The 24,988-nt window shown below is 58.8% G+C and carries 23 protein-coding genes and 2 pseudogenes; 9 read left to right on the forward strand and 16 right to left on the reverse strand.

Annotated features, from left to right (window positions below; all coding sequences use genetic code 11):
• Positions 1-225 (forward strand): hypothetical protein (locus AC0L2Z_RS16970; protein WP_473628835.1); only part of this gene is annotated, 225 nt, incomplete at its 5' end.
• 102 nt (positions 226-327) lie between these two features.
• Here AC0L2Z_RS16970 and AC0L2Z_RS16975 read toward each other — a convergent pair.
• The 3 genes from AC0L2Z_RS16975 to AC0L2Z_RS16985 all read right to left on the reverse strand — a co-directional run bounded on the left by AC0L2Z_RS16975 (position 328) and on the right by AC0L2Z_RS16985 (position 2,435).
• Positions 328-1,173, reverse strand: a complete 846-nt coding sequence (locus AC0L2Z_RS16975; protein WP_473628836.1) for an ATP-dependent DNA ligase — start codon at positions 1,171-1,173, stop codon at positions 328-330.
• 705 nt (positions 1,174-1,878) lie between these two features.
• The gene (locus AC0L2Z_RS16980) at positions 1,879-2,127 is read right to left on the reverse strand and encodes a hypothetical protein (RefSeq protein WP_473628837.1); all 249 of its coding nucleotides are present in this window, start codon (positions 2,125-2,127) and stop codon (positions 1,879-1,881) included.
• Positions 2,128-2,228: 101 nt separating this feature from the next.
• The gene (locus AC0L2Z_RS16985; protein ID WP_473628838.1) at positions 2,229-2,435 is read right to left on the reverse strand and encodes a KTSC domain-containing protein; all 207 of its coding nucleotides are present in this window, start codon (positions 2,433-2,435) and stop codon (positions 2,229-2,231) included.
• Positions 2,436-3,885: 1,450 nt separating this feature from the next.
• On the opposite strand from AC0L2Z_RS16985, the gene AC0L2Z_RS16990 reads away from it, so the two are divergent.
• The gene (locus AC0L2Z_RS16990; protein ID WP_473628839.1) at positions 3,886-4,311 is read left to right on the forward strand and encodes a hypothetical protein; all 426 of its coding nucleotides are present in this window, start codon (positions 3,886-3,888) and stop codon (positions 4,309-4,311) included.
• Positions 4,312-4,404: 93 nt separating this feature from the next.
• Positions 4,405-4,647 (forward strand): hypothetical protein, encoded by a 243-nt coding sequence (locus AC0L2Z_RS16995; protein WP_473628840.1) that lies wholly within the window; start codon positions 4,405-4,407, stop codon positions 4,645-4,647.
• 15 nt (positions 4,648-4,662) lie between these two features.
• Here AC0L2Z_RS16995 and AC0L2Z_RS17000 read toward each other — a convergent pair whose 3' ends face one another.
• The 7 genes and pseudogenes from AC0L2Z_RS17000 to AC0L2Z_RS17030 form a co-directional block, all read right to left on the reverse strand.
• The gene (locus AC0L2Z_RS17000) at positions 4,663-4,869 is read right to left on the reverse strand and encodes a hypothetical protein (protein ID WP_306454983.1); all 207 of its coding nucleotides are present in this window, start codon (positions 4,867-4,869) and stop codon (positions 4,663-4,665) included.
• Positions 4,870-5,651: 782 nt separating this feature from the next.
• On the reverse strand, positions 5,652-7,424 hold the full coding sequence (locus AC0L2Z_RS17005) for an adenylate/guanylate cyclase domain-containing protein (RefSeq protein WP_473628841.1): 1,773 nt from the start codon (positions 7,422-7,424) through the stop codon (positions 5,652-5,654).
• Between the two features lie 340 nt (positions 7,425-7,764).
• Positions 7,765-8,565: an endonuclease/exonuclease/phosphatase family protein gene (locus tag AC0L2Z_RS17010; protein ID WP_128245071.1), complete on the reverse strand. Its 801-nt coding sequence runs from the start codon at positions 8,563-8,565 to the stop codon at positions 7,765-7,767.
• A 153-nt stretch (positions 8,566-8,718) separates the two neighbouring features.
• Positions 8,719-10,179 carry a phospholipase D-like domain-containing protein gene (locus AC0L2Z_RS17015; protein ID WP_473628842.1) on the reverse strand — a complete coding sequence of 487 codons (1,461 nt, stop codon included), beginning with the start codon at positions 10,177-10,179 and terminating at the stop codon, positions 8,719-8,721.
• A gap of 142 nt (positions 10,180-10,321) precedes the next feature.
• Entirely contained in the window at positions 10,322-10,540 is a 219-nt protein-coding gene (locus tag AC0L2Z_RS17020; protein WP_473628843.1) for a DUF3072 domain-containing protein, read from the reverse strand.
• Between the two features lie 122 nt (positions 10,541-10,662).
• A complete protein-coding gene (locus AC0L2Z_RS17025; protein ID WP_473628844.1) occupies positions 10,663-11,313 on the reverse strand; it encodes an ATP-dependent DNA ligase in 651 nt (216 codons plus the stop codon).
• A 578-nt stretch (positions 11,314-11,891) separates the two neighbouring features.
• Positions 11,892-12,811, reverse strand: a pseudogene (locus tag AC0L2Z_RS17030) (helix-turn-helix domain-containing protein).
• Here AC0L2Z_RS17030 and AC0L2Z_RS17035 point away from each other — a divergent pair.
• The 4 genes from AC0L2Z_RS17035 (at position 12,731) to AC0L2Z_RS17050 (ending at position 16,612) form a co-directional block, all read left to right on the forward strand.
• Positions 12,731-12,919, forward strand: a complete 189-nt coding sequence (locus AC0L2Z_RS17035; RefSeq protein WP_473628885.1) for a hypothetical protein — start codon at positions 12,731-12,733, stop codon at positions 12,917-12,919. The pseudogene AC0L2Z_RS17030 and the gene AC0L2Z_RS17035 overlap by 81 nt on opposite strands.
• A 331-nt stretch (positions 12,920-13,250) precedes the next feature.
• Positions 13,251-13,553, forward strand: a complete 303-nt coding sequence (locus tag AC0L2Z_RS17040) for a hypothetical protein (protein WP_473628845.1) — start codon at positions 13,251-13,253, stop codon at positions 13,551-13,553.
• An 85-nt stretch (positions 13,554-13,638) separates the two neighbouring features.
• A complete protein-coding gene (locus AC0L2Z_RS17045) occupies positions 13,639-13,872 on the forward strand; it encodes a hypothetical protein (protein WP_023801795.1) in 234 nt (77 codons plus the stop codon).
• A gap of 700 nt (positions 13,873-14,572) precedes the next feature.
• Positions 14,573-16,612 (forward strand): family 16 glycosylhydrolase, encoded by a 2,040-nt coding sequence (locus AC0L2Z_RS17050; RefSeq protein ID WP_473628846.1) that lies wholly within the window; start codon positions 14,573-14,575, stop codon positions 16,610-16,612.
• A 71-nt stretch (positions 16,613-16,683) separates the two neighbouring features.
• Here AC0L2Z_RS17050 and AC0L2Z_RS17055 read toward each other — a convergent pair whose 3' ends face one another.
• The 3 genes from AC0L2Z_RS17055 to AC0L2Z_RS17065 form a co-directional block, all read right to left on the reverse strand.
• The gene (locus AC0L2Z_RS17055) at positions 16,684-17,478 is read right to left on the reverse strand and encodes an ATP-binding protein (protein ID WP_473628847.1); all 795 of its coding nucleotides are present in this window, start codon (positions 17,476-17,478) and stop codon (positions 16,684-16,686) included.
• A gap of 107 nt (positions 17,479-17,585) precedes the next feature.
• Positions 17,586-18,110, reverse strand: a complete 525-nt coding sequence (locus AC0L2Z_RS17060; protein WP_287067154.1) for a plastocyanin/azurin family copper-binding protein — start codon at positions 18,108-18,110, stop codon at positions 17,586-17,588.
• Complete coding sequence (locus AC0L2Z_RS17065; protein ID WP_473628848.1) at positions 18,107-18,520, reverse strand: DUF5602 domain-containing protein; 414 nt, start codon at positions 18,518-18,520, stop codon at positions 18,107-18,109. The genes AC0L2Z_RS17060 and AC0L2Z_RS17065 overlap by 4 nt, the downstream gene beginning before the upstream one ends.
• A 431-nt stretch (positions 18,521-18,951) precedes the next feature.
• On the opposite strand from AC0L2Z_RS17065, the gene AC0L2Z_RS17070 reads away from it, so the two are divergent.
• Positions 18,952-19,476, forward strand: a complete 525-nt coding sequence (locus AC0L2Z_RS17070) for a PTS sugar transporter subunit IIA (RefSeq protein ID WP_128170639.1) — start codon at positions 18,952-18,954, stop codon at positions 19,474-19,476.
• On the opposite strand, the gene AC0L2Z_RS17075 is transcribed toward AC0L2Z_RS17070, so the two are convergent.
• Positions 19,388-20,107: a Fic family protein gene (locus AC0L2Z_RS17075; protein WP_287259999.1), complete on the reverse strand. Its 720-nt coding sequence runs from the start codon at positions 20,105-20,107 to the stop codon at positions 19,388-19,390. The genes AC0L2Z_RS17070 and AC0L2Z_RS17075 overlap by 89 nt on opposite strands.
• 214 nt (positions 20,108-20,321) lie before the next feature.
• Here AC0L2Z_RS17075 and AC0L2Z_RS17080 point away from each other — a divergent pair.
• Positions 20,322-21,901, forward strand: a pseudogene (locus tag AC0L2Z_RS17080) (alpha/beta hydrolase).
• A 318-nt stretch (positions 21,902-22,219) separates the two neighbouring features.
• Here AC0L2Z_RS17080 and AC0L2Z_RS17085 read toward each other — a convergent pair.
• Positions 22,220-23,206, reverse strand: coding sequence for a DUF2950 domain-containing protein (locus AC0L2Z_RS17085; protein ID WP_287378052.1), 987 nt, complete (start codon positions 23,204-23,206; stop codon positions 22,220-22,222).
• Between the two features lie 19 nt (positions 23,207-23,225).
• Positions 23,226-24,566: a DUF3300 domain-containing protein gene (locus AC0L2Z_RS17090; protein ID WP_128170637.1), complete on the reverse strand. Its 1,341-nt coding sequence runs from the start codon at positions 24,564-24,566 to the stop codon at positions 23,226-23,228.
• Between the last annotated feature and the right edge of the window lie 422 nt (positions 24,567-24,988).

Genomic DNA, 24,988 nt, shown 5'->3' on the forward strand with positions numbered 1-24,988 from the left:
GTTGGCTTTAGAGTAATTTCGACAAAAGATTTGACGGAAGAATGGGGACCAATTCTGAAGGAACGACTGGCCATGTATCGGCTGCTGCGTGAAGAAGCCCGACAGGCTGGCACCCCAATGGGGCACGATGCATTCCACGAGTCCTACATCCGATTTGTTGACCTCATTCAAGAGCGCAAAATGGGCGGCGTCAGGATTGTGGCTACGAAGTTGCCGCGTGATTGAGGAACGCCGCGCATTACCGACTCTGCTCGCCCGCGCCGACGAGGTGGAGCGGGCTTACATGCCCCCGTTAAATTGATCTAGGCTGATTTATGAGTACACGGCTTAGCTCTCGTCACTAAAACCCAGCAGCGACGCATGACGTATTTTGCTGTGGTCACCGCGAAGATGCTTGATGCGCAGCTTGACGCCAGGCCCGACCCATTGCGTTGCCGGCCGTTTCTTCATGGCCTCGGGCGGCGGCCCAGCGTGTTCCTGGACCCGCTTCCACAGCCGTTCCTTCATGTCGCGATTAATGCTGATGAACGCCGAACCGACATACTTTCCTGTGCCGGGTTCCGCTAAAAGCGCGAAGGCCGCCTTGCCCGGCTCGCGCTCGACGCCGAGCAGTTCGAACTCGTCGACCGTCCAGCTCTTGGTCTTCAGCCAGTTCGTTGTCGGGCCGCTGCGATATTTGCTGTCGGCCCGCTTAGAGACGATCCCCTCAATCCCGGCCTGGTCGACCAGGTAGAAGATCGCTTTGGGGTCGCCGGGTATAGCCTCGCTGAACTGGATCCGGCTGTTCGGCTTGATGATGCCGTAGAGAATTTCGCGGCGCGCCTTGCAGCCGATGTCGCGCAGGTCGTGGCCATTCAGATGCAGAATGTCGAAGGCGCCGAGATACATGGCATAGGGATCGCTGTGGACGGCTTTCTGAAGCGCAGCGAAGTCAGGCAGACCGGCCTCATTGGTGACGACCGCCTCGCCATCGATGATCGCGTTCTCGACCTCAAGCTCCCTCGCGGCTTCCACGATCCCCGCATATTTGCTCGTCCAGTCCGCACCGGTTTTCGTGTAGACGCGGATATCCTCGGGACTGTTGATGACGATCTGGGAGCGGTGGCCGTCGAGCTTGATCTGGTGAAGCCAGTCATCGCCCTCGGGCGGCTTGGTTACCAGCTTGGGCTCCATCGGCGGAATGAACTCGAGCCGGCGGACGCCGGTACTTACAATTTTACGCACTTATTCGAATGTGGAGACGTTCCACGACCAGCGCATCAGCCAAATGGATGAAACCCGCGCCCTACGGAGGGAAGGACGCGGGCTGATCGGGAGGGGACACCGATCTCGCAGCATTGGTTCACAGGAGAAGATGCTGCAGGAGTCGAACGCCCTCCCTGAGCTGGGTGTTCCATACGAAAGTCAAAAAAGCCCGCCGCACCTTTCGGCACGGCGGGCGATCGTCACCAGGCACAGGGTGCGGGGGGGCGGGGTGTGCCCGGATCGGAGGAAATCCTACGCGCGCCGGCTGCGTCGCGTCTACCAACCGGCGGTTGGCACCTTTAGGCACGGCTGGCTTTCGGTTGGCGAGTGTATGGTGGCGCTTTGCCCCTAAGGAGAGTAGGGTTTCCCGGTCGCCCATACCTTCCGGCAATTGAGCGCTTGAGAGCGAGCAACGTGCTTTCGCCTAATCAGGGAGAAGTACGATGCAGCAGCTATATTCCAACCTCGTCACTCATTATGAGAACGCGGTGTCCTTTCAAAACAGAGTTGTAGAGCATGAGCGCCGGTGCGGACATGTCCTCCCGGAAAGCGAAGCGCTGCTAGACATTCTGGCCGAGAATTTGGCCGAAGCCCGTCGCGCCCTTGATCGTGTGACTCACAGTCACCACTAGCTCACCGGCCAAGCGCTTGTTTCGAGGCCAACAGAAGTTCTTCCTCGTCCACCACTCCGGCCATGTAATTGGCCATAATCCGAGAAGCGAGCGTTTCACGTTGCTTTTCAGATTGAGCCCCAACCTTCAGCCGATCGAACACCCGGCCCAATAGGGCCAACTCGGACGAATTGAAAACACCCGAATCCTCTGCTCTTCCACGAAGCGGCATGACAAACCCCCTTGCCCAGAGATTTTGTTCGTGCAGCATTATTATACACCAAAAAACCGCACCCCGTTGCAGAATCGCAGGTGCGAGAAATGACAGAAACTCTCCGTAGGACTTCGACAGGTTCAGGCCATTGAAGCTCGTTATTGAGCATAAACCAGACGGTATCGGAATTGATTGCGGATGTGGTCGTTGAAGAAGCCGCCCTTGGCGAAGGCGGCGCGGAACTCGGCGAAGGTCTCCGGCGGCACGTCCTCAAACTCGTACCGTTTGCCGCTGGCGACGAACCACACCGAGAGGATTCTGCTGTCGGGATCGTATTCCGTTTTGCGTATCGAAGTGGATGGCATGATGGCCGCCCGATGAAAACCTCAACGATCGGAGAGCTCGTCGCGTTCCCTTGTGACTTAGCTCCCGACCAGCGCACGAGGATTTTCTCCGGGCCACCTCGCGCTCGGCATCGCAAAATGCGGCAGGCACGGTCTTCCGGAAGCCAACCGGAATCACGCCAACACATCTACCACCCCGGTTACGCCGATCCGGCCAATCCAACCATCTCTTCGCCGATCTGCCATAGGCGCCCGCCCCCACCGCACCGACCGCAGCCGCCTATCCGGCCTGCGTCCAGGGCTGATCGTTCGGTCCGCCCATACGGCCAGCACTGAAACCCAGTGTTAACGTCGTTCGCGGGTAAGAAGATGCGGCCGCAGCTTCAAAGTGTACGGTACAGGTTGCTGCCAGCAAGGGAGGCGGAAATGAAATTGCTTCGGATTGCGCTCTTGTGCACGGGCATGATCAGCGTAGCAATGCCGGCCGTTCGCGCTGAGGATCAGCTTGTTCCGCCTAACCACATAGAAGCGCCAGAGCCGGCAGTTCATTGCGAGGGCCAGAACTGCCTTCCACCAGCCGATAACCCTGTCGAGGAATGCAAGGGGCAAGATTGCACGCCGGCTCCGCCGGTGGACCCAGGTCCGCAGATTGAACAGGTCGACTGAACCATCAGCCGAACACCCCAACTACGAAGGTGATCGCAGATCCGTGGAGAAGGTTGGATTTCAGGTACTCTCCCTCCGCCATCTGCCGTTGATTTATCTAAGTAATTCATCGATTTGGCAGAGTTACGCACAAAGCTACGGACAGTGATTTGCAGGCCACCGATGAAATTCAGCCCAAGATGGACATATGCTGCTTCGTTAACCCGGACTAGGCTCCCGCAATTGCGACCCTCGATCCGATCTTAGGTTATGCCGTAATCTGGCGAAACCAGTTCCAAGACTGGATTATGAGATTTGACTCTTTGGGGGAGCACTTCTGGCTACTTCCTCTCCAGCGAATCTATTTTCTACATATGGGCAGCGTGATTATCCTCACTGGTTTGCTTATTTTTTGGGTCTTTGTCCTTTCCAATCAAAGCAAATCCCACACGACGAAGCTATATTGTCGCTGTTCAAGGTGACTGGGATCACGACGAAATGAAGCGGGCACGCGCTATGGTGACAGAGGCTTCAATCCCGGCACAGACCAACCAGGAAGAGTAATCTTGCTTGGGCGTGTACTGGAGAGGGACTGGCTTCTCGGCGCGTCTGGGGGGGAACGCCGGAGCTCCTGTGCTCGCCGGGTATTTCGAGCTTTTGGACCGAAGGTCCCCCGCCCTTTCAGCGTCTTGTCTTGCCCTGTTACTGCTGGGCGGAGTGATATTCCTAATTCCCAGCGTGGAAGTGCTAATACTGGCTCTGAGTAGAGTTGGGCGCATCTTCTTCCAGTAGAGAAGGGCCCGCCACATGAGGCCGGCGAAGCGAAGTGAGCTACGACCTACCGCCCGGGAACACGGGAGCCTTCGATCTGCATTTGACAGACTTGGAGTTCGAAGGACTACTGGCTTTCCTTAGATCTCAACAGAGAATAGGCCGAGCCTGGATTTTCGGCTCCCGGCGGTCTGGTCGGCGCCGGTCAAAGGATGTCGTTAAGCCCGCTGATATCGACGTTGCCGTCGAACTCGTGGACGTTCCTGAAGCAGACACGCTACTGGCGATGTTCGATGTCCGGTTCGCTGCCAGCGATTTTTTCGTGCATGGGCACCCGCAATATGGCCTCTCGACTACGGAAGGTCAGGCTGGCTTTGTTCAAATCGAGTTTCCTGGCAAAGAAGGCCCGACCGTCGCGGCGTTCATCACCGCCGACGGCGCCACCCTGATCTTTGAGCGGGCCGGCTTGCTGCCGGGGTAGCTTACGCGATCAGGCTTGACGCTCTGCCCTGCTGCCACGCGATGCTGAGTACGGCTTGGGGGATCATTTGCTTACCCGCGGTGGGAGGGGAACATGACTCCTGAGTTCTTTGGGAGTTGGCTGCTCCAAGTAGCCGTGATGCTTTGCGTCGTTGCGGGATTGGCAATGACCATCGTTGCGGATCGCACTGGATGGAGCTCCATTGGTTTCGTGATGATCGGCTTTGCCAGGCGAGGCCGACACGAGTACATGCGGTCTGTGTCATCGATGGTCGAGAAGATCCTGACCACGTATCTGCGGGAAAAGGGCTACCTGCCGAAAGGCGCAGCAGAATAGCTATGCTCGTCACCGTCAGCCGGGAGGAGTGTAGAGCGGCTCTCTGCATCGATGAACCAGGCACTGGCCATCGAGCGTCGGCACAAACCCTACCGCTGGGATTTCCGACCAGTCGCACGCATTGCTGTACCGGCGGACGTAGAGGGCATAGGTGTTCGGGCCGGTGGTCAGCACCGCCGAGCCATGGCTCTGGATTAGCGCCTGCGTCTGTTGGCAGGTCATGGCGCGGGGTCCGGCCTGGCCTGGGCGAGGGTTGTGAAGGCAAGCATGACCGCTGCCGAGGTCAACGCAATCCGGCGAATGGACATGACGAGACTCCCATGATGAGCCATTTGGTTGACAAACTCGCATGTCGCAGGGCAGCTGTGCAATGGCGGCCTCCAAATCGGAATTTCCGGACTGGAGCAAACCGCCCGCCCCGTGCGAACCGACGGCGTGCCGCTGGAGCCCGCAACCGAGGACGCTCTCAACTCCATCGCGGCTGAAGTGAAAATTGGCCGGGCGGCCGCACACCGCCGGCATCGATGATGATCTGGGAGCGGTAGCCGTCGAATTTGGCTTCATGCATCCACTCATCGCCTTGGGGCGGCTTGGCGACCAAGGTAGGCATCATTGGCGGGAGAAACTTCAAATGCATGCATTGACTCGCAAAACCGCGATTTCAATTAGCATGCGCTTAATTAGTTCCAATTTTAACGAATCGTTGGGACCGCGCTGTCCCAGAATAGGCGGCGCGGTCAAACCCCAACCCGGGATTGCGCAGGCGGCTCCGCCAATCTAGCTCCCCCGCCTCACTGTCGGAGCCGCTTCCACACTCCTCTAGCATTACCAGCAAAGGTTGCATCTACTGTTACGTTATCGGAACTCCTTCGATTAGGCGGAGACGGCCACTCCCTCCGCCAAATGCACCCTGCCCCAACATTCTCCGGGTCGGTCTAAACCGGCCCGCGAATCCCTTAGCTGAGAACTGCGGGCTTTCAAAGGAAAGCTTGCAACCGCGGAGCCTAGCCGTTTGCCGTGGCGTCATTCGCAGCAGGATCTAAATTCGGCCGCTCGATCCCTTGCGTCTCAACATTGTAGACGCGAACGTGCCCTTCGAGGTCTTTGAACTGGCGAGTACCGAGGTCAACGATCGGCATGTTGCCAGGCAAATGGCGCGTCACGGAAAAATCGATAAGGATTTGTCGATCTTCAGCGGACGAACACAGCCTCGATGCCAAGTTCACGACATTGCCAATTGCGGTGTAGTCAGCGCGGGCCTCATAGCCAATTCGACCCACCGTTGCCCACCCCATAGCGAGCCCCATGCCGAAGCCAATCTCAAAACCACGCTGTCGCCACCCAGATATGAGCTCTTGTGTGGAATCCTGCATGTCGACAGCCATGTTTACGGCATGAAGCGCCGGCTCTTCACATGGAACCGGGGCGTTGACGAGAATCATCAATCCATCCGCCGAAAAACTGGTCAGCGTCACCTCATACCGGGCGATGATCGCGCCGAGCGCCTCGTAGTACTCACGCAAGAGCTGCATGATGTCCTCAGGCTCAGCGTGCGCCGAAAATGCGGTGAAGCCACGCAAATCGCAAAAAACAGCGACCACTTCCGCGCGCTGTCCGGCGAGCATTCTCTCGTCGCCAGCCTTTTCTACGAGCTCCGCCACCTGTGGTGCCAGGAAGCGCTTCAAACGCATCATTCGCTCATCGCGGTCCCGCGATATGGCGAGTTCCTCCGCCATTTGGTTGAACCGCGCAGCCAGCCGCTCAAGTTCGTCTCCAGTGACAATGTCGATCCGGTGATCGAACTGTCCGGCACCGATCTTGAGGGCGCCTTCTTCCAGCAATCGGATAGGCCCGCTCATCCGTCTCGCAAGCCAATAGGCGAGTACCGCCGCAAGGACTGTGGCGGCGAGGAACAACCCGCCGGTTCGCCACAATGAAGCGTACAGGGGTGCAAAAGCCTCTGCCTGCGACTGCTCGACAAATACCATCCAACCGGCCGCGGCAACGGGCGCGCCAGCGGTCACAACGCGTTCATTCTCGGCGTTGCGGCTTGCAATCGCAGTGCCGCCCGCGGCGGCGATCGCATCCCGCAATCCGCGCAGGGCCAAAGCTGCTTTCTCGTCGGCGCCTTGCATCACTTTGCTGATCGCGGGGTGAGCGATGAGGTGGCCGGTCTCGTCGACGACGAGTGCCTGGCCGCTGCGGCCTACGCGGACTTCGGAAACGATGAGCCAGATAGCCTTCAGACTGATTTCGGCGATGATCGTGTTTTCTAGGACTGTATCGTCGTAATTCGCCATCGCCATGGTTGCCGACGGTTCGGAACCCTGGCGGTAGGCGACCGGGCCATAGCAGACCTTCGCGGTCTTGGCGCCCACGACAGCGGGATCGCCCGAGCGGTCCGCCCCGCCTTCCGTCCTGTTTGAGCCAACGCGCGAGACGTGCAGCCGTTCTGCGCCGTCGCCGTCGACGAAACTGATGCTGAGAATTCCCGGGACCTGGTGCATCACACGCAGGAAAAGAAGCCGAAGCTGTTTCACGCTGGCATTGGCCGACACGTCCTCGGGGATCGTGGAGCCGAGCGGAATCTTGATGCCGTCAAGAAAGCTCTCAATTTTGTCGGCCGCCGATGTTGCCTCGGACCGCAGCAGGGCACTGAGGATCGCACGCTGGTCGACATAGCTGAACCACCAGTTGCTGATGCCACCGGCAGCCATCGGAAAAATGGCCGCCGCGAACAAGACTAGAAAATACTTCTGAAATAGCGATCGACGCATGGAAGCGGCTTTGAGATTGGAGAAAGGTCTCCCACATGATGCGACCCGACCATAAGTCGCGACAGCTCAGTCCCAGAAAGGTAACCTAAATTCTTGCGTCTGGGTATGGGCTGAGCCGTTCCCACTCATGGTCGAGTCTCGTGCCTTCCATGAGGCTTGGATGGACGTTTCCCTGATCGGGGAGAGTCGCGTATTCATCAGCCAAGTGGAGCACGCCCCCGAAGGCTCGCCAGGCCCAGCGACCTCCTCCGCAACCAAAGCCGCTGGGCCGCCCCGCTCCGTCAGTCCGGCTAGAGCTTCCCTTTGAACCGATCTCCATTCATGGGGCTCGGCAGCTACATCACAGGCGAACGAATCCTATAAGCGGCAGATGATCGGAGGCGACCCGCGAAAGCGGCGTGTCATGGGCTTCGACGGATGAGATCATTCCGTGTCGATTTGCCATGATCCGGTCGAGAGACAGCAGCGGCAGACTCGATGGAAAGGTGGGGACCGCCGGTGGCGCGGGACCGAAAGTCGTGTGCAGCGTATTCAGCGCGGAACGGTTTCCGAGTCGCCATTCGTTCAAATCGCCGAGCAGCAGTGTTGGTTTTTCGTCCGGTCTGTTCATGATTTCGAGCACGACACGGGCCTGTTCGGAGCGCGATCGGCGCAGCAAGCCGAGATGGGCTGCGATAATGCGCAGAGTTCGTTTCTCGTCCAGATCGATTTCGGCAACCAGGGCTCCGCGCGGCTCCAGCCCCGGGAGCTTTATCTGATGGACATTGCGAACGATGCCCCGTTTGAAAAGCAGAACGTTGCCGTGCCAGCCGTGTCCTTTGCCGTTTCCGGACACCGGCACCGGCACCAGGCCTGTTTCCAATTCGAGACGCAGCAGATCCAGAAGGCCGGCACGATCTCCAAAGCGATTGTCCGCTTCCTGCAACGCAATGACATCCGGACCGATTTCCCGGATGACGCGAGCGATTCGTTCGGGATCGAACTTTCTGTCGACGCCCACGCATTTGTGAACGTTGTAAGATGCGACCAGAGTCCCCGCAGGGCGTGTCCCTTCGGACGGCGCAGCCTTCGCCTTCTGCTTCTTTCTGTCGCGAATGGATTTGAGCACACTTGCAGGAAAGCTCTGTCCAGTTCTTTGCATGAGTCTGCTGCTCGTCCTCACTACCTTCAAGACTTAGCTTTGTCTCACTCAAACAGGATCTGCAATCGCTGCTTCCTGCCCTGACGAGATGCGGCGCTCGAAAGGAGCGATGGCTGCGTCGCCCGAATTGCCCCGGGCAGAACGAGAAAGCCTCTAAAGGTAGGGCGATCCCAGCCACAACACTCGGTCGAACAGGCGGACGATGAATGGCCGGGCTCTCAAGGTTTCGATCGTTACAGACGTGGCGGAGGCGATTGCCGATCCGATCCGCGCATCAATCTCCGCGGCAAATCCTGCATCAAGAACCTCTACATCAATCTCAAAATTCAGCCGCAGGGACCGGGCATCAAGATTGGAGGAACCTATATAAGCCCAAACTCCATCGACCGACAGCAGCTTCGAATGATCGAACGAGCCCTGCGTGCGCCATACGCGGCAATAGTGCTTCAGGACCTGATCGAATTGCGCCGTCATCGCCCGGTCTACAAGGAAAAGATTGTTCATCGCCGGTACCACGATGTCGATCTCGACACCTCGCCTGGCCGCGGTCGTCAGCGCGCTGATCAGTTCCCGATCCGGCAGGAAATAGGGCGACATGATGCGGATCGATTTGCGGGCGACGGAAAATGCCCCGATCAGCAAGTTGTGGTTCGTTTCGATGCTGGCATCCGGCCCGGATGCAACCGCCCGCGCCAGCATCGGTTGACCGGGAGCCCCGGGAAGCGTGGCCACTTGCCAGGTGTCGCCTTTCAGGAACTCGCCGCTCACGAAGCGCCAATCTTCGGCGGCAACCGAAAAAAGCTCGGCCACGACCGGCCCGGTGACCTGAAAATGCGTGTCCCTCGCGCTGGAGGAGCCGGCGAACTCGGCTGAGAATCCCTTTCGGATGTTCATCCCTCCGGTGAACGCAATCGTGCCATCGACGACCAGGATCTTCCGGTGCGTTCTGAGGTTGGCGTAGGGAAGACGCAGGCCCATGACAATGTTGCCGTTGAAGAGGTCTGCCGGGATTCCCGCCTCTCGCAGGCGCCCAAGAATGCTGGGGACGGAGTAACGCGCCCCGACGGCATCGATCAGCACGCGAACGCTGACACCCCGCTGGACGGCTCGCGCGAGAGATTCCACGAAAAGCCGCCCGACATCGTCATTGTCGAAGATGTAGGTCTCGAGAAGGACAGTGCGTTGAGCGCCGTCAATCGCTCGGCACATTGCGGCATAGGCCTCGTCACCTGTCTCCAATATCGCAATCGCGTTTCCCGAGGTCAGGGCACGCCGGGCCACCCTGTCGCCCAATGTCTTCAGGCCGGTGAAGCGTTGGCCGTACCGCTCGGCAATCAGTTCCTCGGCGGCAAAGTTGCGCTCATGTTTTGCGGAAGCCGCCTCGCTGGAAAGGGGCCGCATGGCGCTGATCGTGGCACGACGGATGCGGTTTATGCCGGCAACGGCGTAGATGATCGCGCCGAGGAATGGCGACAGGAACATCACGCCGACCCAACCCGTGGCGGCGCGGACGTCTTCCTTCGTCATTATGGCGTGGACGATGCCGATGGCCGCCATCACCACCGAAATGATCGCGAGGACCTGGGGCCAATGAGTCAATAAGGTCTGCAACATCGCCAGGACTATCCAGCGAGCGGTTGCAGAACGCAATGCAACTCATCCCCCGGGGTCAGACCACGGTAACAAACTGGACAGAGCCGCTGTCGGGTTCGATGGAACGGCCCCGTCGCCGGAGGCCAACAGCCACGAGCGGGCACTACAGGCCTAACTTCTCCCGGAGTGCATCGATGCGTTTAGAGGCTTCCGCCTTGCTGAGGCAGTCAGCATAGGCGTCAGGGTCGTCGGCCTGTTCGGCCAAAGTTTTCAAATAGGAGGCTTGTGCGGGGGTCATGGGATCATCTCCGCTGATCCAATCTTCCGGGTCCTTTTCGACATTTGCCGGTGCCTCGATTTTTGGGTTGTGCCGGTCACCCATGATCAATCTCCCTTGATGATCACCACAATGAGAATGATCATGATTTGTTCCGCCAGATTTGGTATGCGCGTCGCGTCCGCCCGCGTAGGCCTCAAATCGGTGAGGACGCCCGTGAGCAGCGATCAGGGCATTGGAGCCGTGCCTGGCTTATAAACGACCCCCAACTCGGGAGTCGGCTTCTTCAAATTTTTGGCCTTCAGCCACGTGCTCGACAGTCCGCTGCTGTAGCGGCTGTCGGCGCGCTTCGAGATAATTCCATTGAGCCCGATCTTCTCGACGGTGCGGAAGAGCGCCAGCGCGCTGCCCTCGAAATGCTCACTGTATTGGATCTTGCCGAGGCCAGGCTCAATCAGTTGCCACAGCGCCTGCTTGCGCTGCAGCAGCGGCAAGGAGCCTAGATCGTGGCCGTCGAGATGGAGGATATCGAACGCGACGAACACCAACCGGCTCGGCTCGTTCCAGATCGCCGCTTCCAGCGCAGGGCAATCGAAAGCGCTCTGCTCGCCGGGAACAATGACTTCGCCGTCGAGAATGGCAGTCCGGCATGGCAGATCGACGGCTAGTGCGATGGGCCAGTATTTCGTGGTCCAGTCGCGGCCGTTCTTGTTGTAAAGACGCACACCGCCATTATCGATGATGATCTGGGTTCGATAGCCGTCGAGATTGGCCTCGTGGACCCAGCCCTCACCTTCAGGCGGCCGCTCGACCTGAGTCGGGATCTGCGGCGGAAGAAACTCCAGCCGGCCGCCAACGACCTTGGCACGCTTACTCAATGACGCCACCTTTGACCGCGCAGCGGCGGCTATCGGCACAGGCAGCACGACATCTCCCCAACATGATGCCTGCCACCTGTGCCGAGCCCCCGCCAAGCCGCCGAGCCCCCGCCAAGCATTGCAAGCATCTACGCACGAAGCCGATCTGTCGTTAGCTTTGCATCCTAATACTTATCCCGGCGTACATATCTTGCTCGGCGAGGCGCTCTTGCACCGTTCCCGACCGGCTAATTGCTGTCCGGGATCGCCGCCAGCCTACGCAGCCCTTTGCTGGTGAGATAATCCGGGCTAGAGCGGTTCGTCATTTCAAGGAACCGCAGAACCGCTCTATCTCTTTGTTTCTTGACTTGGCAAACATACGACTCGCGGTCTCAACAAGCGTCTTATGCTGCGTAGTTGCAATGTATGCTCCGCTGTGATGGGCGGCGACATCGATTGAACAGTCGGTTAATAAAAGGGGATCGGCTATAATTGATGGCGCGGTGAACGCGACACGAAAATATTCTGGTTCATGAGGCGGCTGATCTTCCCCGCCCTGTTTTAAGCCCGCCCCACTTCAACCATTCCCGATCTTGTACTCAGCTTCCGAGCGCTTTGAGCCAATGTTCAAAGGAAGAGGCCTCCTCGTGTCCGGCATGCGAAACAGAGTGGGCGGGGCGCGGTAACACCACGGAGCTTCGGACTTCGCGGGGGCTGTAGCCGAATTCCTTGCTAAAAGCTCGGCTGAAATTAGCCGCTGAACTAAACCCGACGGCTTCGGCAATATTAACAATGCGCCGGCTGTCCGCCGGATTGCTAAGCGCAACATGGGCTGCCAGAAGTCGGCGACTTTGTATGTAGTGGAGAACACCACCGCTCGGTTCGAACAACTGATAAAGACGAGAGCGCGAGACGCCGAGCGCCCGGCACATTGAATCCGGCGTCAGATGAGCCGCATCCAGATTGTTGTGGACGTATCGACGGGCTCGCTCCATCAGCGCGACACTCACCAATTGTTCGGTGGCCGCGGCATGTTCTGCCGGGGGCGAGAGGCAGGCAATGATCATGCTGCGTGTTGCGTGCACGATGCGAGGCAGATCGTCAGCCGTGAGACTGCGCAATCTTGCTTCGATGTTCTTGAGGTAGTCGAGCAAAAGGTCGGCAAAGTTGCCGGACAGAATTGAATTATTCTTTGCGTCCAGAGTTGCCGCCGCATCGGCGAACAAATCACGCGGCAAATAGAGAAAGAGACTTTGGGATTCCGTTGCCCTCCCGCGAAACGGGTAGCCAAGCGATCTAATCTCTGGTTTTCCGCTACGCGGCGATCGACCTCCGTCCACGACCGGCCAGTATGCGGCAAAGCGATATACCAGTGATCGATCGAGCTGGACCGAAGCTTCCCAGCAGAACGCATATAACTATGTGCCGGTGCGCGCTGTTGAACGATCAGCATGCCGCCGAGGTTCCAAGCCGTGTGGTCGGCGGGAAAGCCATCGTCGAGCGATTTGTCATCCGGCAACTTGATCTCGACAAGCGGAGCCATATGCGCCTGCCAAGCGACGAATTGATCTTCTGGCGCCAGTTCGAGCGTCGAAAAGGGCAAAGGTTCGAGCGCCGGCGCAAGTGACGGGGCAGCCTCATTGTAAGGCTGAGCTTCGCGCGGCCAACGACGTCGATCGCGCTCAAGCGCCTGCCTCGCAAGCGCCTTGTCCTGCCTCTTAGCGTCCATCGCGTAGTGCCGTATCCGATTCCGGTATGCCCATCGCCACCGCAATCATGTGGTGTATCACAGCCATCTGGCAAGACCAGCTGAACGCGAGTCCACAGAGGGCTATCACACTGGGTTACAGCAAGAAATGCATTCCGAGATAAGTTTCTGGATGCGACGATAACGACACTCTTCAACGTGGTGCGTATAGAGTCTGGCACGGTGAAAGCGTAGTTGAGGAGGCAACGAAATGAACGCAAACCTCAAAACAGAAGCTCGTCGCAAGATAATTCTTGATGGATATTTTAATAACGAAGCTTTGAAAGATATTGCAGCCAAGGTCGGATGCTCACTGGCGAGTTTGAAAGTCACCGCCAGTAGACTCGGTTGCACACGAACTCCGAAAGAGGCGGCGGAATTTCGGCGAGGATTTCATGTCCCAGAGCAAAAATTGCGGGATTACCGCCAACTTATGATTGCTGGACAGTATAGAGCTCGCGAGTGCGCCCTGATTTTGGGACTATTGAAAGACCAATTATCGGTCAGCGAGTAAACTTATTCCAATCACGCCTCAGCGGTTCATCGACAAAAAAAGTCCGCCGCAAACACTGGCAACAGGCCCTGAAAGGTTCGCACAGATGCTGCGTCGGCGTTTCAATCGCACCTGCCTCAGCCCTCATGATCTGGCTATTTGCGAACGCGTGTTCGATCAGGTTTGCGCAGATGAACACATGGACTCTTCAAGCCGGGATGCCGAGGCCTTAGCGGTGGCGATTGTCGCAATCTTCCGAAACATTACTACCAAGGAGCGCGAACTGCTGGATGAATTGAGGTCTCTTCGTCTCTCAAAGGGCGCAGAGAAGGCGCACTAGCTGGGCGGCTTTCCCTGACGAATTGTTCTAGTCCCGCGTTGGCGATCGCATCTGCATTGCCCCATTGAGTCCCGCCAGAGTGTAGCCACAGCGCTTGCGAAGGAGATGGAAATGGGTTTAGCCCAAGACTTGTCTGATGTTGCGCTCACATTCGATTGTCCGGATTGCTCGCATCCGGCGGTAAGGAAGGGCTCTGCGCTAAGAACGATCGCGCACTTCAGATGCGACGGGTGCAACGCCAAGGTACGGATCACCTATCCGCAGAAGCTAGCGATCTTCGAAAAGTACAGGCTATTAGCCGCCCAAGGGGCATTGCGATAAGACGATCCGGAAACGCGTCGCCAATGGCGGTCACGTGGACCAGATGCAAGAGGTCGATGCCCTGGTGGGTCCCCGCTAAAGAAATAACGGCAGTAGCGCACGTTCCCGCAGCTGCACTCGGCTTTGACGAGCATGTTGTGCCGGGTCGCCTTGCCGAGCGTATCGATCGGATCATGCGCCATGGAGGATTCGCAGTTTCGAGTCCCGGCTACGTCAACCGATTTGCGACTTCTCCCAAATTTCTCGTGAAGCGCTGGGGGATAAGCGCACTGACCCATTTGCGGCGGAATCGGTGTCCATTACCGTTCCGTTAACAAATGAACGATTAAATATTGGTGGGGTCAACCGCGAAAATGTTGCGAGAACGAGGAGCCCATCAATGGCTGCGATTGCCCTTCCTGGCGATTGGACCGAACAGTACAAAGGATCGGAGCTGAACCTCTCCGGGTTCAACCTCTCCTTTTCCGACGAGTTCAATACGCTTGATGTCGTGCCGAACAACGGCACCGGTAAGTGGTTCGCGCCTGTTCACGCCCCCGCGGGGGCCGCAAAGTACATGCCGCCGGTCGGAGAAACCAACCCGTTCTCCGTCTCTGACGGGCTTCTGACGATAACCATGAAGCAGGTGGACGGCGCCTGGCAGTCGGGAACGATGCAAACGGTTAACAGCGCCGGCGAGGGTTTCGCGCAAGAGTACGGGTATTTCGAGATGCGCGCCGCCTTTCACGGCGGAGCGGGAGCGTGGCCGGCCTTCTGGATGCTGTCGCCCGATCAGACTGTGCCACGCGTCGAGGTCGACATCGTTGAAGCGTATGGCGGCGATCCCGATGCTCATCACCAGGCGGTGCACTTGAGCAATAAGGAAAGCCACGCTTGGGAAAGCAACTATACGGGCCTCGACGGTTCGCTGTTCGACGGAGCGTTTCACACGTACGGCGCGAGGATAACGACTGACTGGATCACCACATATTATGACGGCAAAGAGCTGAGCCGCTTTCCAATGAGCGACTTTTTCCGCACGCCGCTCTATATGCTGGTCACGCTAAGCATGTATTCCTCCGAGCAGGCTTCCGGCACGTACGACATGGTCGTCGACTACGTGCGAGCCTATGCTGCGCCGGACGTGATGGAGCAGCACCCGACCGGGACGGATGCGGCGGATATCCTGAACGGCGGCAATTTTGATGACGTTCTGGACGGCGGAGCTGGTGCTGACAAAATGTCCGGCGGTTTCGGCAACGATACCTACCGCGTCGACAACGCATTCGACGTAGTCATCGAGGCTGACGGCGCCGGCATCGATGTGGTCATCACGTCGATGACGTATTCGCTGTCCGGCCAGCAAATAGAGCAGCTCACACTCACCGGCGTTGCCGACATCGACGCGATGGGTAACGAACTCGACAACACGCTGGTCGGCAACGCTGGCAGCAACCTGCTCGACGGCGGAGTCGGAATCGACAAGATGGAGGGCGGCGCAGGCAACGATACCTACTATGTCGACAATGCGCTCGACCGCGTGGTCGAGGGCGATGCGGCGGGCAAAGATTGGGTGTTCAGCTCGAGCACCTATTCACTGCCATCCTATGTCGAAAATCTGACTCTCATCGGCCTTGCCGCTATCGATGGTCGCGGCAATTCTTCCGACAATGAGCTGACCGGGAACAATGGGAACAACACGCTTGTCGGACTTGCCGGCAACGACACCATAAGGGGCGGGGCGGGTAGCGACCGGTTAGCGGGCTATGATGGCGCCGACCTTCTCGATGGCGGGACCGGGGCCGACCAGATGAATGGCGGAGCCGGCAACGATACCTATTATGTGGACAATGTGCTGGACAACGTCATCGACGAAGCGGGCCTCGACCAGATTTTCAGCTTGGTCACGTACTCACTGGCGGTCGATCGCCGGCTGGTAGAAAATCTGCGTCTGACCGGAAACGCCAACGTCGGAGCCACGGGAAATTCCCTCGACAATGTGCTCGACGGCAACGACAGCGACAACAAACTGGACGGCGGCCGAGGCAATGATACCGTGCTTGGGCGGGGTGGCAACGATGCACTAACGGGCGGCCTGGGCATTGACCGGCTTACTGGTGGCGCCGGCAACGATTTCTTCGTTTTCAGCGCGCCGCTCTCAGTGGCCAACCGCGACATCATCACGGATTTCAACCATACGGCCGATACATTCAGGCTCCAGAATTCGATAATGCAGGGGCTTGGAGCCACCGGAGCCCTCGAGCCAGGGTACTTCTTCGCTGGGACTAGCGCGCACGACGCCGACGACCACATCGTCTATGACAAGGTTACGGGTGCGTTGTTTTACGATTCCAACGGAAACGTCGCAGGCGGCGTGACACAGCTCGCGACGCTGACGAACAGGCCGACGCTGCTGGCCGACGATTTTTTCGTGATCTGATCCGACACCTACAGCGGTGCGCGTGAAAAAGAGATCAAGCACCGCTGTAACTTCTTGTTTGCGCATCGCGTCTAAAGGTCCGCTTGGATTGACGGGAACAGAAGGTCGACCGTTGTTCCAATCCCTCGCTCACTCTTTATCCGGATGCGACCACCAACCATTTGCGCCAATGCCTGCACTTGCAACATCCCTATCCCGGTGCCCTTCTCACCCTTCGTCGTGAAGAAAGGATCAAACACGTTTCGCAAGACTTCCGGAGCCATGCCGCAACCATCGTCCTTGACGCGAACGCATGCGTAGGTTTCGGGCCCGGGCAGGTCAGGCGTCGGGGCCGTCTGCACCGATCGCTCTGTGGTGACGCGGATCTCCCCGCCAGTTGGCATCGCATCTCGTGCGTTCATTACGAGATTAAGCACTGCAGAGTCGAACAGCGCCGGGTCGATCAAGCAGTTCGGGATATCGGAACCAAGCTCCAGCTTGACGCGGACATCGGGGCCTGCGCCATATCTCAGGAAAGGCTCAAAAGACCTGAGGAATTCATTCAAATTGCCAGCGTGGATTTCGAGTTCCTGATGTTTTGCGAAGGCCAGTACCAGTGACGTCAGTTCGATACCTCGATCGATTCCCTGCCGCGCTGCAGCAATGTAGGTCCTCACGCTTTCGGGCTCCTCGGCTCTTATTTCGGCAAGCCTCAGGCCGGATCCGATGACTGCCAGGAGGTTTCTGAAATCATGGGCAATACCGCCAGTCATCTCGCCTAAGGCGGCAAGCCGATGTGTGGCACGCTCACGTTGTTGGGCTGCGGCCCGAGCACCGAGAGGCATATCTACCTGACGCTCGTCGCGCTTCGCTCGTGTTTCGGTCATGATGGTCGCCCCTATCGATCATTGACGACAAACAGGAAACTCGGGCTCCCATTCGCATCGTCGTTTGGGTTCTCCTGTTGCTGGTGTCACGCATCCTGCACGCATGCCTAGGCGCGCCGCACGATCCCTTTGGTCATGATGTCTTCGACCATCGGAAAGGCCTTGACGGCCTCTTCCGGTAGGTCTCCCTTCGCTCCGGTTAGCTTCGTCCAGTCATGCGCCTCGGGCTCGCCGACGACGATACGACCGACCATTCCAGCATGCTCATGCGGAATGCAGTAATAATCATAGACCCCCTGCTCGGTGAAAGTAACCGAAAAGCTTTCGTCGGGCAGTAGATAGTCAGAATCCCAAGATTTTGCCGCTTTGGGCATGCGGAGCGGCCGCTCGAAGTTTGTGGGATTGTATGCCGTCGTCGTGTGCGAATTGCCGGGATTGAGATTGGTCCAGCGGATCGTCTGTCCTGGTTTGATCAGAATGCCTATCGGGTCGAACCAGACGTGTGAACCGTCGTCGCGCCCTTGCATCTTGACTTCGATCATCTCGCCACCCAACACGGCCAGAGAAGAGAGGGAAAGGGCGGCGGCGAGCCCGCCGCCAGCCCCCAGTATCTCACGACGCGTCAGTGTCATTTGGCGACCTGTGCCTCGTCAGCCGCCGAAGCATGCCACAGCACGACATGGACATGCGGCTCTTCTACCCCCGGATGGCCGGCATTGTAGTAGACGTCCACATGGTCGACATTGCCGCCGGGTGAAGCGAGGTCGTCAAAACGCTTGTCCGGATTGAGGTCTTTGATCGGCAGCATGTAAATCGTGCTGACAAGCTCGCCATCGTGGTCATAGGCAAGGAATGGTCCGGCAGGCAATGTCGTCGGATCGACGAAAAGTTGGCCCATGCCCGGCAGGAAGTCGGGCAGTTTCACAAGCTTGCTGACCTGTTCGTAAGGAGCGGCTGGCGGAGCTTTGGTGACCTCATTCGCCGCCATGGCGCAAAGCGAACTGCCCACTGTCAAGGCAACTGCGAGGACGAGTCTTTTCATCACGGCACCTCCTGGTTGAAATAAAAATTGCGACGGTTGAAGATCTGGAAGTCCGTCTAAAAATTCGATTTTCACTTTCTGACACGGCATGTTCGCGCCCAGCTAGCAAGCAGGAGACTGTTCTGTTCGTCAAACGAAAATAACTGGCATTTAAAAGCATTATTTCTGTTAGTCAGGCCCGTACCTGTTTTGCTTGATTTTCAAATATCTTCCACTACCTCTGAATTGCTATGAATATTTTCAGCCTCAATTTCCGGCGGGAGCCTAAACGCCTCAAAACGGGCCATTAGCCCGGACGCGAGAGAGTTCGCGTCCGGGACAGCCAGCCTCATCTCCACTCCTTCAGTCCACTGAGAACTCTGTCCTGCTTGACCAGTGCGGCTGAACGCTCATTTGCGATCGCGTCTGGATCGACACGGAGGTTGACCCTGATGATCTCCCCCATCCTGTCAGAAGAAGACATTTCGCTTGATCTTGTGACGAAGGGAAAGCAATCAGCCTTGTCAAGAATTGCGATCAGGATTGCTCGGAGAAATGGGCTTGACGAGCAGATGGTTATCCGTGGTCTTTTCGACCGTGAGTGTCTCGGCTCGACGGGCATCGGTCGTGGCGCCGCGATCCCCCACGCTCTGCTCGGTATGATCTCTTCGCCTGCCGCGTCTTTGACACGTTTGGCTCAGCCTATCGATTTCGACGGCCCGGACGACGATCCCGTCGACCTCATTTACACTATACTTTGGCCGGCCTCTGCCACGTCCGCCTTCCTCCCTGCCCTTTCCCAAATATGCCGGCTGCTTCGGGCATCTCAGGTTCGGGCGCGACTCCGACAGGCACGGACATCCGATGAGGCGTTGGCGATTCTCGAAGCTAAGCCGGTTCCGGCAATTTCCACCAATTTGCATACTTGCTGCTTCGAGCCTGGCGTTCTGGTGTCCAGGCACCTGAGCAATGACTAGTCAGATGGCCCTGCTCGACCAGCGCCTTCAGATGGTCCTTGATCGTGTTGCGGCTCGCGCCGCTGACCCTCGCGGTCTCGGCCACCCTAGCCCGGCCATGCTCACTCGCCAGTTCGAGGATCGGGACCGATGACTCCGGCAGCGCAGCGAGCATGACCTGCTCGCGCTCCATCTTCTTCTCGAGGTGCTGTTTTTGGCTCTGCAAGGCCTGCAGGAAGAACTCCAGCCATGGGTTCCAGTCCGGCGCATCCATCCGGATCGTCCCCTGCGTCCGCCGAAGCGACAGGTAATAACTTTCTTGTTCTGCTCGATCACGCTCTCCAGCGAGCTTGTAGGGCACGTAGGCATAGCCCGCGCGCAGCAGCAGCAGCGTCGTCAGGTGATGCCGCCATGGCCGTTTGTCCACCTGTTTCCATCCAATTGTCGTTCTACGCAACGCTCCTAACAGAGGATGGCCGGAAGGGGCCGTAGCGTAATCCAAGCGCACCTCTGCGCACATTGCTGGCAAGCATCGCACATCGCGGAATCGCAAGATATACAGTAATCGTTTGTTATCCTTGCGCTTTGTGAGTTGTGGCTTTTCTGTTCCAAACTCCGTTTCTAACCTCCACAAACGATGAAGCTCGGCCATCGTGCCGCGCTGCTCAGTCTCCTTTGACACGCGCGGTGAACGGCGAGCGACCGCACCCCTAAAGTTTGGAAAGACTGCTCCAGAACAAAGACTGCTCCAGATTAGTATCGAGTTCGTGGCGTCGCCGTGGTTCCGCGCAGTTGCGGGTTGCGCCGACGCATCTTGCACGGCAAGCTGCTTCGAAGCACTCCAGCGATCGCACGTGGCCGCTCGAATGAGGCTGTTCTGGATCTTCAGGTTCTGGCGTTCCTTCTCAGCCGCTGGCCTGCTGATCGGAACACTGTTCTTTGCGGCCTCGCTCACCCCTACGCTGCTTCCACGCACGTTTGTGACGCAAGGCGTTCTATCCGGATGTTCTTTCGCGGCCGGATATGGGCTTGGCGTGTTCGGGCGCTGGCTGGCCGACTACCTGGAGTTGCCCAAGCCCACGGGCCGCATCTTGCGGGCCATCAAACTCGTCGCTGCGGCCACGTGCATCCTGGTCGCCGTCGCGTTTCTCTGGCAGGCTTCGGAATGGCAAAATTCGATCCGGCAGCTCATGAGGCTCTCGCCGGTAGACACTGCGCACCCCCTGAAGGTCGGTCTGATCGCGTTGCTGACCTTCGTGCTCTTGATCCTCTTGGCGCGATTGTTTCAGGTCACGTTCCTGTTCATCTCGCGAATGCTTGGCCGGATCATGCCGAAACGCGTGTCATACGTGATCGGCATTGCCGCTGCGGCTGGGTTATTCTGGACGGTGGCCAACGGCGTTTTCTTCAGGTTTGCGCTCCATGCCGCGGATTCGTCGTTCCAGGCATTCGATGAACTGATCGAGCCCGAGACCCAACAGCCGGCCGACCCCAGCAAGACCGGAAGCGATACCTCGCTGATCGAGTGGGACGAACTAGGAAGGGCGGGACGGGAGTTCATCGCGACTGGACCGACGAGCAAGGATCTAGGCTCGTTCCTGGGGATGGATGCGCGTGAGCCGATCCGCGTCTATGTCGGATTGCGGTCTGCGGAGACAGCCGAGGAGCGCGCAAAGCTTGCCCTCGAGGAGCTCAAGCGCGTCGGCGGATTCGATCGCTCGGTGCTGATCGTGGTGATGCCGACAGGCACCGGTTGGATAGGCCCTGCTGCAATGGACACCGTCGAATATCTCCACGGCGGCGACGTCGCGAGCGTCGCCATGCAGTATTCGTATCTCACAAGCTGGCTGTCTCTCCTGGTCGAGCCCGGCTATGGCGCCGAGGGAGCTCGCGCCCTGTTTGCGGAAGTCTACGCGTATTGGACCACGCTTCCCAAGGAAAGGCGCCCCAGGCTCTATTTGCATGGGCTGAGCCTTGGCGCCTTGTGCTCCGAGCAATCCGCCGAGTTGTTCGAAGTGATCGGCGACCCGTATCAGGGGGCACTTTGGAGCGGCCCGCCATTTCCGAGCAGGATCTGGCGTTCCGTCACCGACGACCGCGAGCGAGGATCGCCGGCCTGGCTGCCACGCTTCAGGGACGGGTCGTAGTGCGGTTCACGAGCCAGGAGAACGGCCTGGCGATCCCGGACGCACATTGGGGACCGATGCGGATCGTCTATCTTCAATATGCGAGCGACCCGGTGACGTTCTTCGACTACCGGTCCCTGTACCGACAGCCGGAATGGTTGGCGGGACCGCGCGGTTCCGACGTGTCTCCCGAGCTCAAATGGTATCCGGTCGTGACGCTTCTCCAGCTCACCGTCGACATGGCGATGGCCACAACGGCCCCGATGGGGTACGGGCATGTCTTGCGCCGGAGCATTACATCGATGCCTGGATCGAAGTGACTGACGTTCGGGGACGGACCGCGGAGCAGATCAACCGGCTGAAGCTGGAATTTTTGCGACGGCGGTGAAGGGGCGCGGCTGGCGAAGGCCAGCGCCTGGACGTATGCCGTTCACGACCATCCCGGGCGTTGAAGGCGGTGAGGCCTCACGGCACGGCAGCGAAAAACAAGAACACTGCGAAGATGACCAAGTGTACTATGCCCTGAAGCACTGTGGTCAGGCCGGTACCAAAGTGATCACGCTGACGATAAGCGTCAGAAACCAGCAGGACCTGGTGCCGATCGACTCGAAAATAACCCGGCTTTTGATCCATTTCTCTCAGTCGCCCACGACTTGCCACGTATCGTCCGGATTGAAGCGGTCGATGTATTTGACGATCTGCTCGGTGGTTGGCCCGAGATCGGCCTCGTAGACGACGCCGTGCTGGTTGACGGCGAAGGTTTTTGCGCCTGTCTCGCCATATTTGGCCGGCCAGGCGATAAGGCCGAAGCCGGCGATCATGTTGCCGTTGATGACGTAGTCGTAGGCGCCGCCGGCGATCTGATCGCCCTGGCCGGTCAGGATCTTGTATTTGTAGCCGAAATAGCCTTCGCCCTTGGCCGCGTCCTGAAGTTCGGCCTGATCGATATTGCCGCCGGCCGGACTCTCACCGTTGATGTCGTCGGTCGGCCAGTAGAGCCCGTCGGTCATGCCTTCAGTACTGATAAGCTTCTGCGCGAACTCCTCCACGCCGTCCGCGTCGCGGTCCTGAGCCGCATAGTCCTCCTGCGCATCGACATAAGCGCGCATCGTCTCGATCGCGGTGAGCTCGTTCTCGCCGACATACCGGTTCACGATCTCTTCGAGCCCGGCATAGGTGTCGAAAGCCCACTTGCCATCCTCGCCCTTGACGATCGGAAAAGGCAGCGGCCACAGCTTGTCGCCGATCTGCAGCGTGCGGCGGTCGCCCTCGCCATCGAGGACAAGCTGCTTGGCCACACCCTCCTTGATCGCCGCCAGCGTCTCGTCCGCGTTCTCGTCGGCCTTCAGCTTTTCCGCATCGAGGCCGAGTAGGGCCGCAACCGCACCGTTGCCGGCGTCGTTGAGCGCCTGCTTGAATGCTTCGACCGCTGCCTCGGGCGTATCGAAGACAGGCGGCTCGGCGGCGGCCGCAAAGGCGGTGATCTCCGGCGCATCCGGCGCATCCTGTGCAGCGGCTGGCTGCGAGACGGCGATGCCCACTGCAAGCGCCACCGCGCAGACAGAGCGGAGAAGGATCGTATGCAAAACTCCCGTGTGACGGGTGGTGCTGAACATCTGTGTCATAATCCTGTCCTCCGTTCCGTTAACGCCCGCGTCCGCCGCCGCCGCGCTTGATCTGCTTGTGGCCGCCACCGCCGCGCTGGCCGCCGCCCATCGACTTGTGGCCACGGTTGGAGCTGACCTTGGTCGCCTTGCCGCGATCGACGTTGCCAAGCCCCGACGGTTTCTTCGGCCGGTTGTCGACCCTTGCCGCAGGTTTTGGCTTGCCAGCCGGACGGTTCACCTTGGCCGGCTTCGCCGCCGGGCGGTTGGCGGTAGGCCTGGCCGCAGGTTTCTGGATGTTGGCGGGCTTGGCGGGGCGGGTCACGTTGGCGGGCTTGGCCTTCAGCCCGTCGAGCGTGCTCTTGCGCACGTCTCTCGTTCCCGCCGTCTTGCCCGGCGCCCTGTTGGCGAGGCTGTCGTTCTTCTTGATGTCGCGGGCGCGGTCGCGGATGGCGTTGTCGCCATTCTTCTCGATCCTGTTCTTGATGTTGTTCTGGTCGAACTTGTTCAACTGATCGCGGTCGATCTTGATCTTGCTGCGATCGACATTCTTCCAGTCGACGTCGTTGATGTTGATATTGCCGTTGAAGTCGCGGTTGTTGAAACAGTTGTTGCAGTCGATATCGATGTCGTTGCCGTTCCAGCCTCCACCCCATACCCCCCAGTCGTCCCAGTCGACGGCGGCGGCCCAGATGGCGCCCGTCACCGCCCCGGCGAAGAAGGTCGCGCCCGGATACACATAATAGGGGTAAGGATCGGGATAATAGCGGATCGGTTCCCACACGTAATCCGGCTCATAAAACATCTGCGGCGGATATTGCGGGACGTAGATCACTTCGGGGCTCGCCGACTTGATGACGAAATTGTCGTTCTCCTTGACCACCTGGATCTTGTCGTCGGTCTTGATGACGCCCTTGGCGACCGCCTCGTCGCGCAGCTGCTGGATGGCAACCAGCACGTCCTTCTGCTGGTAGGCGATGGCGTCGCCGAGCGTCTGCGTCCATTCGAGGTCGTCGCTCATCATCTTGACGATGCCGGGATAATTGAGCAGCGACACCACGGAGCCGTCCCAGCTGTCCTTGGGTTTCAGGCTCTTGTCCTTCTCGTAGCGGTCGAGGAAGCGCGCCGCCTCGACGATCTGCAGCGGATAAAGCGCAGCCGCAGTGATCACCGCGATCAGCTCGTCCGGATAGAGCGCAATCCGCGCAACCAGGACCTCCATCTCGTCGGCGCTCAACGGCTCCGGCGAGGCCGCCGCATCGCCGGATGCGTCAGCCGCCGCGACCTGTTCTTGTGCAAGGACAGGATGCGCCGAACCAAACCCGGCAAGCAGCAGCGCCAGCGCCGCAGCGCCGATCTTCAACAAGTCATTGCCCGTCATGCTCGATCCTCCCTGTCGGTCTCTGTCCGGGCAGCCTTTGCGCCGAAAGGCCGGCACCAACGAGGACGCCTGTCCGCAGGCTGAAACGATGCGCCAATAGACCCTGCTGCACCAGCGACTCTATGTAATTTACGTCGAACGCGAGCAGCCAAATGCGGGCGACCGCACAATTGGCGGTGAGCGGAAAACTGCATCTCGCCGGTGCCTACTCTGGATCCAATGCTCGACATATTGCGCCGATAAAAGATGTCCCGCAGAATACTCGGAGCGTCGAGAAGGCTGGTTCGAAGCCGCCTCAAGCGTCTGGTCGAGACCGCCCGTGTGCTCCCGGCGGGATAAGTCGCCACACCGCATAGGGCTTGTAAAACGGATCGAGATGGATGTGCTGAATTTTGCCGTGCCAAGTGAAGCGGCGGCCGGTG

The organism is Mesorhizobium sp. WSM4850, from assembly GCF_055811735.1.

Excerpts from the sequence above, each read along its gene's own strand:
- AC0L2Z_RS17060 (WP_287067154.1), bottom strand. The coding sequence starts at position 18,110 with ATGACACTGACGCGTCGTGAGATACTGGGGGCTGGCGGCGGGCTCGCC.
- AC0L2Z_RS17015 (WP_473628842.1), bottom strand. The coding sequence starts at position 10,179 with ATGTTGCAGACCTTATTGACTCATTGGCCCCAGGTCCTCGCGATCATT.
- AC0L2Z_RS17010 (WP_128245071.1), bottom strand. The coding sequence starts at position 8,565 with ATGCAAAGAACTGGACAGAGCTTTCCTGCAAGTGTGCTCAAATCCATT.
- AC0L2Z_RS16985 (WP_473628838.1), bottom strand. The coding sequence starts at position 2,435 with ATGCCATCCACTTCGATACGCAAAACGGAATACGATCCCGACAGCAGA.
- AC0L2Z_RS17040 (WP_473628845.1), top strand. The coding sequence starts at position 13,251 with ATGAACGCAAACCTCAAAACAGAAGCTCGTCGCAAGATAATTCTTGAT.
- AC0L2Z_RS17020 (WP_473628843.1), bottom strand. The coding sequence starts at position 10,540 with ATGGGTGACCGGCACAACCCAAAAATCGAGGCACCGGCAAATGTCGAA.
- AC0L2Z_RS17045 (WP_023801795.1), top strand. The coding sequence starts at position 13,639 with ATGCTGCGTCGGCGTTTCAATCGCACCTGCCTCAGCCCTCATGATCTG.
- AC0L2Z_RS17065 (WP_473628848.1), bottom strand. The coding sequence starts at position 18,520 with ATGAAAAGACTCGTCCTCGCAGTTGCCTTGACAGTGGGCAGTTCGCTT.
- AC0L2Z_RS17090 (WP_128170637.1), bottom strand. The coding sequence starts at position 24,566 with ATGACGGGCAATGACTTGTTGAAGATCGGCGCTGCGGCGCTGGCGCTG.
- AC0L2Z_RS17005 (WP_473628841.1), bottom strand. The coding sequence starts at position 7,424 with ATGCGTCGATCGCTATTTCAGAAGTATTTTCTAGTCTTGTTCGCGGCG.
- AC0L2Z_RS16995 (WP_473628840.1), top strand. The coding sequence starts at position 4,405 with ATGACTCCTGAGTTCTTTGGGAGTTGGCTGCTCCAAGTAGCCGTGATG.
- AC0L2Z_RS17050 (WP_473628846.1), top strand. The coding sequence starts at position 14,573 with ATGGCTGCGATTGCCCTTCCTGGCGATTGGACCGAACAGTACAAAGGA.
- AC0L2Z_RS17070 (WP_128170639.1), top strand. The coding sequence starts at position 18,952 with ATGATCTCCCCCATCCTGTCAGAAGAAGACATTTCGCTTGATCTTGTG.
- AC0L2Z_RS17085 (WP_287378052.1), bottom strand. The coding sequence starts at position 23,206 with ATGACACAGATGTTCAGCACCACCCGTCACACGGGAGTTTTGCATACG.
- AC0L2Z_RS17000 (WP_306454983.1), bottom strand. The coding sequence starts at position 4,869 with ATGACCTGCCAACAGACGCAGGCGCTAATCCAGAGCCATGGCTCGGCG.
- AC0L2Z_RS16980 (WP_473628837.1), bottom strand. The coding sequence starts at position 2,127 with ATGCTGCACGAACAAAATCTCTGGGCAAGGGGGTTTGTCATGCCGCTT.
- AC0L2Z_RS16975 (WP_473628836.1), bottom strand. The coding sequence starts at position 1,173 with ATGGAGCCCAAGCTGGTAACCAAGCCGCCCGAGGGCGATGACTGGCTT.
- AC0L2Z_RS17075 (WP_287259999.1), bottom strand. The coding sequence starts at position 20,107 with ATGGCCGAGCTTCATCGTTTGTGGAGGTTAGAAACGGAGTTTGGAACA.
- AC0L2Z_RS17055 (WP_473628847.1), bottom strand. The coding sequence starts at position 17,478 with ATGACCGAAACACGAGCGAAGCGCGACGAGCGTCAGGTAGATATGCCT.